Annotated in this window: 12 protein-coding genes; 10 read left to right on the top strand and 2 right to left on the bottom strand. The window is 55.7% G+C overall.

Going from position 1 to position 10,513, the window contains the following annotated elements; genetic code table 11:
- Positions 1–110: 110 nt before the first annotated feature.
- The 10 genes from AB4090_RS12950 (at position 111) to AB4090_RS12995 (ending at position 9,171) form a co-directional block, all read left to right on the top strand.
- Entirely contained in the window at positions 111–551 is a 441-nt protein-coding gene (locus AB4090_RS12950; RefSeq protein WP_369574303.1) for a hypothetical protein, read from the top strand.
- Positions 552–628: 77 nt separating this feature from the next.
- A complete protein-coding gene (locus AB4090_RS12955; RefSeq protein ID WP_369574304.1) occupies positions 629–2,122 on the top strand; it encodes a hypothetical protein in 1,494 nt (497 codons plus the stop codon).
- A 12-nt stretch (positions 2,123–2,134) separates the two neighbouring features.
- Complete coding sequence (locus AB4090_RS12960) at positions 2,135–3,265, top strand: hypothetical protein (protein WP_369574305.1); 1,131 nt, start codon at positions 2,135–2,137, stop codon at positions 3,263–3,265.
- Positions 3,266–3,299: 34 nt separating this feature from the next.
- On the top strand, positions 3,300–3,866 hold the full coding sequence (locus AB4090_RS12965) for an ATP/GTP-binding protein (RefSeq protein WP_369574306.1): 567 nt from the start codon (positions 3,300–3,302) through the stop codon (positions 3,864–3,866).
- Positions 3,863–4,501, top strand: a complete 639-nt coding sequence (locus tag AB4090_RS12970; RefSeq protein ID WP_369574307.1) for a roadblock/LC7 domain-containing protein — start codon at positions 3,863–3,865, stop codon at positions 4,499–4,501. Before AB4090_RS12965 ends, AB4090_RS12970 begins: the two co-directional genes overlap by 4 nt.
- 36 nt (positions 4,502–4,537) lie before the next feature.
- Entirely contained in the window at positions 4,538–4,900 is a 363-nt protein-coding gene (locus tag AB4090_RS12975) for a roadblock/LC7 domain-containing protein (protein WP_369574308.1), read from the top strand.
- Positions 4,901–4,964: 64 nt separating this feature from the next.
- On the top strand, positions 4,965–5,843 hold the full coding sequence (gene glyQ, locus AB4090_RS12980; RefSeq protein ID WP_369574309.1) for a glycine--tRNA ligase subunit alpha: 879 nt from the start codon (positions 4,965–4,967) through the stop codon (positions 5,841–5,843).
- The gene (gene glyS, locus AB4090_RS12985; protein WP_369574310.1) at positions 5,840–7,918 is read left to right on the top strand and encodes a glycine--tRNA ligase subunit beta; all 2,079 of its coding nucleotides are present in this window, start codon (positions 5,840–5,842) and stop codon (positions 7,916–7,918) included. Before glyQ ends, glyS begins: the two co-directional genes overlap by 4 nt.
- A complete protein-coding gene (gene gmhB, locus AB4090_RS12990) occupies positions 7,915–8,451 on the top strand; it encodes a D-glycero-beta-D-manno-heptose 1,7-bisphosphate 7-phosphatase (protein ID WP_369574311.1) in 537 nt (178 codons plus the stop codon). The genes glyS and gmhB overlap by 4 nt, the downstream gene beginning before the upstream one ends.
- Before the next feature lie 3 nt (positions 8,452–8,454).
- On the top strand, positions 8,455–9,171 hold the full coding sequence (locus AB4090_RS12995) for a lysophospholipid acyltransferase family protein (RefSeq protein ID WP_369574312.1): 717 nt from the start codon (positions 8,455–8,457) through the stop codon (positions 9,169–9,171).
- Here AB4090_RS12995 and AB4090_RS13000 read toward each other — a convergent pair.
- Both AB4090_RS13000 and AB4090_RS13005 read right to left on the bottom strand, forming a co-directional pair.
- Positions 9,143–10,036, bottom strand: a complete 894-nt coding sequence (locus tag AB4090_RS13000) for a RimK family alpha-L-glutamate ligase (protein ID WP_369574313.1) — start codon at positions 10,034–10,036, stop codon at positions 9,143–9,145. The two genes, AB4090_RS12995 and AB4090_RS13000, sit on opposite strands and share 29 nt — an antisense overlap.
- The gene (locus AB4090_RS13005) at positions 10,033–10,326 is read right to left on the bottom strand and encodes a hypothetical protein (RefSeq protein ID WP_369574314.1); all 294 of its coding nucleotides are present in this window, start codon (positions 10,324–10,326) and stop codon (positions 10,033–10,035) included. The genes AB4090_RS13000 and AB4090_RS13005 overlap by 4 nt, the downstream gene beginning before the upstream one ends.
- Between the last annotated feature and the right edge of the window lie 187 nt (positions 10,327–10,513).

The raw sequence follows: 10,513 nt of genomic DNA on the forward strand, positions 1-10,513 counted from the left end.
TTTCGTAGCGTAGTTTGCAGCATTGCAACCCCATCTGAGAGGCTGGCAGAATCCTTGTTCTGTTCTGCACGGCCAGTTGATCCTGTTGTAACTTTACGATTTTACCGAAAATGGAGCAAAAAGTGGAATCACCCTTCTTGTTACTGCTACAACGCCATCTGCACGGCGAAACTGCTGGCGGCGAGTCCTTGCGCGAGGCATTTGTTTCCCTGGACCATCTCCTCGTCGACATCGCAAGTGACCTGCAAATCACCTACGACGGCCCGGGCGTTGGGCTGGGTAAGCAAGCTGATCTGCACCGCCTGCGCATTGCCGAACACCATTGGACGGGAACCGAACGCGTTTGGGGCCTTGCAGTCTGCAGCTACGCCGGGCGGGGAGAACCACGCAGCGAATGGCGTATTCAGCGTGCGAGCCGCGAGCGTCTGCCGGTGATTCTGCGCGCATTGCCCGAATTTTTTCGCGGCTACGCTGAGCTTGCCGATAGAGATCGACAAGGCCGAGGGAGTGGCAAACGTCTACATGACATCGCGCTTCTCCTCGAGCGTTGACAGGTGGACAAAAGCAGCTATTTACCAACACGACATGAAATTTTTGCAGACAACCCGAGAGCTTCGAGTAGCGAGCCATGCCCTTGCCCACAGTTAGCCTGTTTCTGATCGTTGCCGCACTGGTTTTGCTGGCCGCGGCCGTAATTTGGAAATTGCGGGCGCGCAGGCGAAGTGCTGGGCGTCCAACTCTTGATAGCCCCATTCGCGGTGCTTCCCAGCCACAAGCTCAGCACTTTTCAGCGCAACCCCAACCGCCTAGCTCTCCTGCACCGGCGGCGGAGATCGAAGAGGTCAGCATATTTGACGAGATCGAAATCTATCTCGCATATGACCATGTCGATCAGGCGACGACTGCACTACGCTGGTATGTAGATCATCATCCACAGAATTTGGAGCAACGAGACCGCCTCCGCAGCCTATATATGGATGCAGCAGATTACAATCATCTCGCGGAGCTTTTAGAGGAAGACCTAGACCGAAAGTACCTGAGTAGCGACACCGCCCGCGATCTGATCCTCCAGTGCCTGCAGAGGGATCCACAGAATCTGCCGCTACGTGTATTAGCCGAAACTCGCTTGGATCTCAGTCTCGAGTCTATCGACCAGGAACTGCGTCGCCATCAACCCCTTCAGGACGAACGGGTCAAAGCTCGGCAGGAAGAAGTGACGGAGCTTGGTTCTATTCATCGCGACCTACAACAAGCAATTGTACATCCAGAACCTCTTGATCTACATGATATTCCGCTCAATGCATTTCAGCGTGACATCCCTGGCCAGGAGCAATTGGAAGACTATGCTGAAGATGCGCTTCTGCGCGGTTCCGCGACATTATCACCGCTTGATGAAGAGGAAATCCGTGCGGTCAGCGCGCTTGTCGGCACCGCGCATGCTGTCCGTTTGTTGCAGGAAACTGGCCAATATGAAGCGGCAGAGTCCTTATTAAGAAGACAAATCATTTTATACCCAAAACGACTTCGCCTCCACGTATTGCTACTCCAATTTTTATATGAACAGCAGAAAGGGGCAGAGTTTGCCCATGCTTTACTTCGTTTATATATCACCCTTTGGGGCTTGGGAAAGCCACTACGCCAGCGACTGCTCCAACTCGGGCGCCAGCTAGACGCGAACGTATTATATGACGACCTAGAAAATAGTGATGGGAGAGAAAATCAGGTGCTCGCAACGCTTGCCGAGAAAAATCAGTTATATATACCGATCAGCACTATACCTATCAGTAGCCCGCAGCTCGTGCAAGAGCGGCTTCGCCGTGATCGGGAGATCGCCGAGGCCAATGCGGATGACCCGATTTTGCGTGATTTCAACATGCTTCTTGACTATGGCCAGGTAGAGGAGGCAGTCGATTTGTTGGAACAGTCGGCACTCGCGTCGCCCAGGCAATCCGTCTATTTCCTCCCATTGCTAGAAATGTATGAACGTATGCAAGCACGCGATCGTTTTACTCGCTTTAGTAAAAAAATAATTAACTGTGACCCGCAACCTGACGAAGCAATCATGCGCCAGCTTTATCACTTGTCCGAACGCCTGCAACGTGGCGTCACTGCTACCGCCTAGGGAGGAATAACCATGAATGACAAGGAAAAGCTTGCCGGGGCTGCCATTTTAGTAGGTGGAATCGGCCTTGATGCGAGGAAAGAGGCCGTTTTTCGTATGGCTTTTCGAATGAATCGGAAGGCAAACTACGGTTTTCTCGAAGCGGGCGATACCCAAGCTCCAAATTTGGCCATTGCGGACTTGGACTCACCTGACGGCCTCGCAGGCGCAGAGAAATTCCGTCAGGAACACCCAGACATCCCGTTGCTTGCAACCACTATCGTACCGGAAAATTTTACTAACTTTGTGACGCTAGCCAAACCAATTCGCATGGAAACTTTGTTTCCAGCGTTGGACCATCTCCTACATCCGTCGCAACCGGCCCCCATTTTATCCTCACAACAAACAATAGAGCAGGCAGGAAAAACCAACCATTTGGAGCACCGTGCGACACAGGAGAATATCCCTGCAAGCAAACAGATGCCAATACCGCCAATAGCAAATCCAAGTTGGGACCCGGATAAAATCGAATATTTTGACCCAGAGCAGGGCTTGCTCGCGCTTGTTAATCGAGCAATTCGCGACCATATTCCCGTTGGCATAGTTGACCGCCGCGACGGAAAATTACTATGGCGTATTTTTCCAGAACAGGAGAAAGTCGAAGCCAGCGTCAGCATGGAGGAGGCGCAGTCTATTTTTCGCCATGGTGAAAGCGATCTAATTCTCCGCGCCGATGCCTCCTTCGCCGCCACTGATAATCTATATTCCATGACACTGACGGAATATCTTTGGCAAATTCACGCCATCGCTGCGGATGGACGACTGAGCAAAAAAATCCCCCTAAATCATCCCATAAAATTGCGCCGTTGGCCCAATCTCACACGCTTACATCCACTGCCAGAAGCATTACGTTTGGCGGCATTTCTCGCCCGATCTCCGGCATCCCCGGCACTAACCATTCGTATGCTGCGTGTACAATCTCAGGCGCTGTTCAATTTTCTTGCGGCCGCCGATGCCTTAGAGCTATTGGATTACAGCTCTGCCGGCACAGGGATATTACCGGAACATATTGCGTCCGCGGTCACCGCAGTGGACGTACCCAAGGCGAACCCCACAAAACGTGGTTTGCTTGGCCGCCTTTTGTCCAAGATTGCCGGGCTGTAGTGATAGAAATGAAATTTGACCCAGAGGATTGCACATGAGAGAAGATAATAAGATCGTTTTTACTGGCCCAGTTGGTGCGGGCAAGACCTCTGCTATATCCGCGATCTCCGACGTGCCTATCATCTCCACCGATGCAAAAGCCTCGGATATGACGATAAACCGAAAGGGTCACACAACTGTCGCTATGGACTATGGCATTCTGAATCTTGGAGACAAGAGCAAAGTGCATTTATATGGCACACCAGGACAAGAGCGTTTCGATTTTATGTGGGACATCCTTACCACGGGCGGTCTCGGTCTGATATTGATGCTTGACAACACCCGTCCCAACCCAAAAAAGGACATGCATTTCTTTCTGCATGCATTCAAGGATTACATCGCTGACGTCCCCGTAGTTTTAGGAATCAGCAAGACTGACATCAATTCTCACCCTGATACTTCCGAATACGCAAAAATGCTCTCTGAAGTTAGCCAAGATATCACAATGCTCAACCCTATTCCGCCGATATTTGAGGTAGATGGACGCAGAAAAGAGGACGTAAAAAATTTGGTCATGGCACTTCTTTTCTCCATCGATCCTGGTCTAGGAATGATCCCATGAGTATTGAACTCGTCACCGCTGACCATCCTCTATATGCAGAGTTAACACCAGCAGGGGCGTTCTATGTCAGTTCCGGACCCGAATTGGAAGGCAACCGTTCTATTCTTTTCAATATTCTGCGAGAGGGGCCACGAAACCCGTTCACCAATGACGCCGCGAGCCGTTGGACTAGACTAGAGGGACCCGCTGACGCGCTGCGCAGCATTTTACGCTTACAGCGCCTTGGTTTAATTCGCGGAAATCCCGAGGCACGTAAGATTCCTGAGCGGCGTTTAGAAGATATTCTTCCCGGGCTACTGGCGCAACTATCCGACGGGCAACGTGCCTTGCTGGCGGATGAAAATGGATTTTATCTGTCGACATCGGGGTTTTTACATGAATCTGCCGAGGAGCTCGCCGGGCTTTCGGCTGATTTGCTCAGCTTACAGAACCGGCATGGTAGATTGCTACGCAACAATCTTCGCGTACATAGCGAAAGCTGGGCGCTTGTCGACCCCGCAGGACAATCAGAACTTGGGTTTTGGCCTCTTTTTATTGGTCCACAGCGTTTCATGTTGATCATCGGCGGAACTCCATTATTGCAAAGCCAGTCCTTCGTTACCCTCGTCCAGATTCTCGATCAACGTTATCGCTAGTTATCGTCATTCTTTTTTATTGGGAGTTTTATCGCCATGCGTGAAGAAATGCTTAAATCCATCCTCAGCGACCTCAACGGCTCCTCCGCCGACATTGAGGCGTCAGCGGTAATTTCCACCGATGGACTTACCATCGCCTCTCTACTGGCCGGCAATATGGACGAGGATCGCGTCGGCGCGATGGCAGCAGCCATGCTGTCTTTGGGCGACCGAACCGCAGCAGAATTAGCACGCGGCGAGCTTGAGCAAGTGATGATCAAAGGAGATTCCGGCTATGTTCTTCTCATTCATGCTGGGCACGACGCCGTTCTTACCGTTATTGCCAGAAGAGAAGCGAAGCTGGGGTTGATTTTTCTGGACGCAAAACGCGCGGCCCAGGGTATTGCCGAGCTTCTGTGATGCCTGGTCTTTCCTGACATCGAGCATTCGGCCATAATTAACGTCCTCGTATAGCGGGGACGTCATGACTTTCCAAGAAATCATCCAACAGTTGCAACAGTTCTGGAGTGAACAGGGTTGCGTCATATTACAGCCAATGGATATGCCCGTTGGTGCCGGTACCTTTCATCCGGCAACCTTCCTGCGCGCGATAGGTCCGGAGCCTTGGCGTGCCGCCTATGTGCAGCCCTCACGCCGACCCACGGATGGTCGTTATGGCGACAATCCCAATCGTCTGCAGCACTACTATCAGTTTCAGGCGGTGTTAAAGCCCAATCCCAGCAATCTGCAGGACCTGTATCTGGAATCTCTGCGCCGCCTCGGCATCGACATTGCCCTGCAAGACATCCGCTTTGTTGAGGACGACTGGGAGTCCCCTACCCTCGGCGCCTGGGGGCTGGGTTGGGAAGTCTGGCTTAACGGCATGGAAGTCACCCAATTCACGTATTTCCAACAGGTAGGCGGACTGGACTGCCGCCCGGTGATGGGCGAGGTCACCTACGGTTTGGAACGCCTGGCTATGTACCTGCAAGGCGTCGAAAGTGTATATGACCTAGTCTGGACGCCGGGGGTCAGTTATGGCGACGTCTACCATCAAAACGAGGTGGAGCAGTCACGCTATAATTTTGAGCTCGCACCGGTAGACGATCTGTTTCAACGATTTGATCGCGCTGAGGCCGATTGCTGCAATCTCATTAACGCGAAGCTGCCCCTACCCGCCTACGAGCGGGTGCTCGACTGCTCACATACCTTCAATCTCCTCGACGCCCGGCATGCCATCGCCGTCAACGAGCGTGCAAGATTTATTGGCCGAGTGCGCAACCTGGCACGCGGCGTCGCCGAGATCTATGCCGACGCCCGCGCCGAACTGGGCCACCCCTTGTTACAGGGAACGGACGCATGAATTCTTACCCACTATTGCTGGAAATCGGCTGCGAAGAGCTGCCCGCTGCCGAGCAGCAACAGCTGCAACTCACTACCATAGAGAGCATGGCCCGTTTACTGGACGAGGCAGGAATCGAAACCGGAGAGATTCGCGCCTACATTTCCCCGCGCCGGATTGCCCTACTCATCCACGACCTGGCAAACACTACTCGGGCGGAAGAGGAAATACGCCGCGGGCCGCCTCTCGAACGCGCCTTTGTCGAGGGCAAGGCAACATCTGCCGCCGAGGGCTTTGCACGCTCCTGCGGTGTCGCCGTAACCGCTTTGCAGCACTTGGATACCGACAAAGGCACTGTACTTGCCTGGCGCATTCAGCATCCCGCACGTCCTGTGGCCGAGTTACTGCCGGATCTCGCCACGCGTTGGGTGGAATCCCTGCCCCTGCGCAAACGCATGCGCTGGGGACAGCGGGAAGAGAGCTTTTCCCGCCCCATTCGTTGGTTGGTCCTACGTTTCGGCGACCAGGCCCTGCCCTGGCAGGCTTTTGGTCTGCAGAGCGAGGCGCACAGCTTTGGCCACCGCGTTCATCATCCAGGACCTGTACCTATCCTACCGCTACATTCTTATGCCGAGGCCTTACTGCAGGCCAAGGTCCGTGCCGACTGGCAGGAGCGTCGTGCGCATATTGATGCAGAGCTGCACCGCGTAGCGCAGGAGCTAGATTGCACCCCGGTACTCGCTGATGCCCTCCTCGACGAAATCACCGGGCTCTGTGAATGGCCAGTCGCCTTGGCTGGCGGCTTTGCCGAAGACTATCTGAACATCCCCGAAGAAGTGCTGATTACCGTGATGATCCAGCACCAGCGCTATGTACCGTTACGCAACCAGAATGGCAAACTGGCGGCTCGCTACCTCTTCATTGCCAATCTGGAGAGTCGCGACGCGCAAGTCGTCATTCACGGCAACAATCGGGTATTACGCGCCCGCTTGGCGGATGCCGCCTTCTTTTGGGATCAAGATCGGCGGCAAAATCTGGAGTCTCGCCTCCCCGAATTGGCTACAGTATCTTTTCAAGACGGCTTAGGCAGCATTGCCGACAAGGTGACCCGTCTCAGCAAGCTTGCGCCCAAAATCGCCGCCTTAGTTGGCACCGATGCGCAAGCATCTCGACGCGCGGCAGAACTCTGCAAGAGCGATCTGCTCAGCGGTATGGTCGGTGAATTTCCCGAACTCCAGGGCATCATGGGTGGCTACTATGCCCGCCATGACGGGGAAACTGCAGCCGTAGCAGAGGCTATCGGCGAGCATTACCAGCCCGCCGGGCGCGACGACACCATCCCCAACTCGGCGGCAGGACAGGCCCTCGCCCTGGCAGATCGCATCGATACCCTTTACGGCTTCTTCGCGCTCGGGAAAATCCCGACCGGCGACCGGGACCCCTTTGCCTTGCGCCGGGCGGCCCTGGGAATTCTCCGTATTGCATTGGAGGGCGAGCACTCTCTGTCGTTGGGGGTGCTGATCAACATCGCCAGCGGCGAATATGCGAAGACCCTCCCCGCCGCCACCGACCCGAGCGAGAAGCTCAGCGAGTTCTTTCAAGACCGTCTGCGGGTGATATTCCGCGAGGAGGGCTTTACCGCTGATCGTATTGCTGCGGTGTTGGCGGTGGCTAGTGACGACCCTCTCGACGCCCAGCGCCGCTTAGAGAGTCTCAGCGCGTTCCTGGCGGAGGACCCGCGGGCCGACGATCTCGCCGCGCTGATCAAGCGCGTCAGCAATCTTTTGCGCAAAGAAGGAGAACAAGGCACAACCACCCTTCAGCCCACACAATTGCGCGAGGAAGCAGAAAAGGCGTTATTCGGCGCTTGGTCGGCAATCGGTGAGAAAGTAGAAAGAGACTTGGCGAACAGGAACTATCGGGAGGCACTCGTTACCCTCGCCAGCCTGCGCGACCCTGTCGACCATTTCTTTACGGCAGTGATGGTGCTCTGCGAGGATCTCGGGCTCCGCGCACAGCGTCTGGCCCTGCTTCGTACTCTGCAGACGGTCTTCTTGCGTATTGCCGATTTTTCCCTGCTTCAGGGCCGCGCATGACGCCACTACTCATTCTCGACCGCGATGGGGTCATCAACGAAGACAGCGATGCCTTCATCAAATCCCCTGCCGAATGGCGACCAATTCCCGGCAGTCTGGAAGCAATTGCGCGTTTCAATCGTGCTGGTTACACGGTAGTGGTAGCGAGCAATCAGTCGGGCATCGGACGGCGGCTGTTCAGCCCGCGCGCCTTGGCTGCCATCCACGCCCGCATGCGGCGAGAACTGGCCGAGGCGGGAGGACGGATTGACGCCATCTTCTTCTGCCCACATCACCCGGAAGCCGGCTGCGATTGCCGCAAACCGCAGGATGGGATGTTTCGCCAGATTGCCGAGCGCTTTCAAATCGATCTGCAGGGAGTGCCGGCAGTAGGCGACAGCCACCGCGACATTCTTGCAGCCCGCAGTGCTGGTGCAAGTCCCATTTTGGTGCTTACCGGCAAAGGCAAAAAGACCGCCGATACAGCACACGCCGAGGGAGTACCGATTTTTCATAACCTAACTGCTGTCGCCGACGCCCTGCTTGGCCATTAAGCCATGGGCAAAGCCCTGCGCAGCATCTTGTTTTACGTTACGTTCACGCTCTGGACCCTGCTCTGGGCACTGGTACTCCTACCCTTCCCGCTCCTGCCGCAGCACACGCGGTATTGGGGTTGCGGCACTTGGGCGCGGGTCGCCAGTCACATCTTTGCCTGGAGCATCGGCGTACGCTACTGCATGCAGGGGCTGGAAAACGTCCCGCACGGCCCCTGCGTCATTCTCAGCAACCACCAATCCTCGCTCGAAACCCTGCTGCTCTGGTGTTATCTCCCGCACCTGTCCTTCGTGCTCAAGGCCGAACTGCTACGCTTTCCCATCATTGGCTGGTATCTGCCCCTATCTGCCCCCATCGCCATCAATCGCGGGGCCGGGCGCCAAGCCTTGAAACAGGTATTGGAAGAAGGAGAAAAACGTCTGCGCGCAGGTGTCCCTGTGCTGATTTTTCCCGAGGGAACCCGGCAAGCCTGCGGCGAGTTAGGGACCTTTCATCAAACCGGGGTGGCCCTCGCGCAGCGTGCTGGCGTGCCGGTCGTTCCCTTGGCTGTGAATACCGGATGCTTCTGGCCGCGCGGCGATTGGCGCAAGCGTCCGGGCGATTTACACCTGCATTTCGGCCCTGCAGATAGCAGCACAGGACGCAGTAACGAAGTGACGCAACACCTGCGTGACTGGATCGCTTCCGAAATCAAGCAGATGCAGACGCACAGCGACTGAGCACAAAATCGGCAAGCTGTCGGGCAATATCCACACCGCTCACGCGCTCGATTCCTTCCAGACTCGGCACCGGGTTGACCTCAAGGACCAAGTAGCCGCCTTGGCCATCGGCCATCAGGTCTACACCCGCGAAATCCAGCCCTAGAGCAGCAGTCGCAGCTACCGCCAGTTCCCCCAGCCCGGAAGCTATCTCTGCAGCTTCTACTGGCTTCGCCGTACCAGAGCGATGCAGATTGCTACGGAATTCTTCCGGCCCTGCCCTGCGGCGCATCGCCGCCAAAACCGTACCGCCAAGCACGATGACCCGACAATCCTCGCGACCAGGCAGAAACCGCTGCAAGAGGGTTTCGTGCTGCAGTTGCAGCAGCGTATCTATCAGCGCCCGCCCGCCCCCGGTACTCTCTGCCAAGTTGACACCCACGCCTTGGGAACCGCTCAGCAATTTGCTCACCACCGGAACGCCGAGCTGTGCCAGCGCCTGTGTCGCCGCAGACGCATCTGCCAAATACCAGGTATCGGGCACCGGCAGAGACGCGCTGGCGAGGATTTGCAGAGAGAGAAACTTGTCGCGTGCGCGCTGCAGTGCATCACCACCGTTCAGACAGTAACTCCCTTGCGCAGCAAAGTGCCGCAAAAGGCGAACTCCAAGCTGGGTTAGTGGGCTGCCAAAACGCGGCAGGACTGCTTGGGCGGCCACCATGGGTTCCCCGTCATAATACAACCAGAAGCTTCCGCCCTGCAGACTCAAAGCGCAGCGCTCCGGCTGCAAGATGGTGCAAATCACGCCACGTTCCTGCAGCGCCGCCAGCAAGCGGCGGGTAGAATAGAGCTCAGGGTAACGCGAAAGGATGACGACGGAAATCAATCGCCGTCCTGATAGCGCAGTAGCGGCAATTCACCGTGCGCAATGGAGCGCTCAATAAAACTGGCGCGGCCGGGTTGCCGTTTTTCCAGATCGGCACGGCTAGGTGCATCTACCCCCACTATCGCTGCCAGTAACACTTCCAGTTCTTCACCATCCACGCGCAACGTGCCGAAGGGATTCTGCGGGCTTGCCGGGCGCCAAAAGAGATTGCTGCGCCAGCCTTTGGCACGCACTGTAGGATCCGCAAAAAGTTTTCGGCAACGCTGCGCAAGATCTTGTTTTGTTTCCATTGCCACCCTCATTTGCTGGCCTATGAATAAAATCCGCGACTTGGCTTTAGCAGTATAGAAGAGCATAATGGTCAACTATAAAGAGATCCAAAACGGACGCACGGCAACGGATCATAGTCTGGGCCCGCAGGGCCGACAAGGAGTTTGCAATGAGTGAGAACACGACACAGCAAGGGGTAGCCGGGCA

Source organism: Acidithiobacillus sp. IBUN Pt1247-S3 (assembly GCF_041146875.1).
Taxonomy (GTDB): Bacteria; Pseudomonadota; Gammaproteobacteria; order Acidithiobacillales; family Acidithiobacillaceae; genus Igneacidithiobacillus.

Bases quoted from the DNA above. Each gene is read 5' to 3' on its own strand.
- AB4090_RS12965 (WP_369574306.1), top strand. From the start codon at position 3,300: ATGAGAGAAGATAATAAGATCGTTTTTACTGGCCCAGTTGGTGCGGGC.
- AB4090_RS12995 (WP_369574312.1), top strand. From the start codon at position 8,455: ATGGGCAAAGCCCTGCGCAGCATCTTGTTTTACGTTACGTTCACGCTC.
- gmhB (WP_369574311.1), top strand. From the start codon at position 7,915: ATGACGCCACTACTCATTCTCGACCGCGATGGGGTCATCAACGAAGAC.
- AB4090_RS12960 (WP_369574305.1), top strand. From the start codon at position 2,135: ATGAATGACAAGGAAAAGCTTGCCGGGGCTGCCATTTTAGTAGGTGGA.
- AB4090_RS12950 (WP_369574303.1), top strand. From the start codon at position 111: ATGGAGCAAAAAGTGGAATCACCCTTCTTGTTACTGCTACAACGCCAT.
- glyQ (WP_369574309.1), top strand. From the start codon at position 4,965: ATGACTTTCCAAGAAATCATCCAACAGTTGCAACAGTTCTGGAGTGAA.
- glyS (WP_369574310.1), top strand. From the start codon at position 5,840: ATGAATTCTTACCCACTATTGCTGGAAATCGGCTGCGAAGAGCTGCCC.
- AB4090_RS12970 (WP_369574307.1), top strand. From the start codon at position 3,863: ATGAGTATTGAACTCGTCACCGCTGACCATCCTCTATATGCAGAGTTA.
- AB4090_RS12975 (WP_369574308.1), top strand. From the start codon at position 4,538: ATGCGTGAAGAAATGCTTAAATCCATCCTCAGCGACCTCAACGGCTCC.
- AB4090_RS12955 (WP_369574304.1), top strand. From the start codon at position 629: ATGCCCTTGCCCACAGTTAGCCTGTTTCTGATCGTTGCCGCACTGGTT.
- AB4090_RS13005 (WP_369574314.1), bottom strand. From the start codon at position 10,326: ATGGAAACAAAACAAGATCTTGCGCAGCGTTGCCGAAAACTTTTTGCG.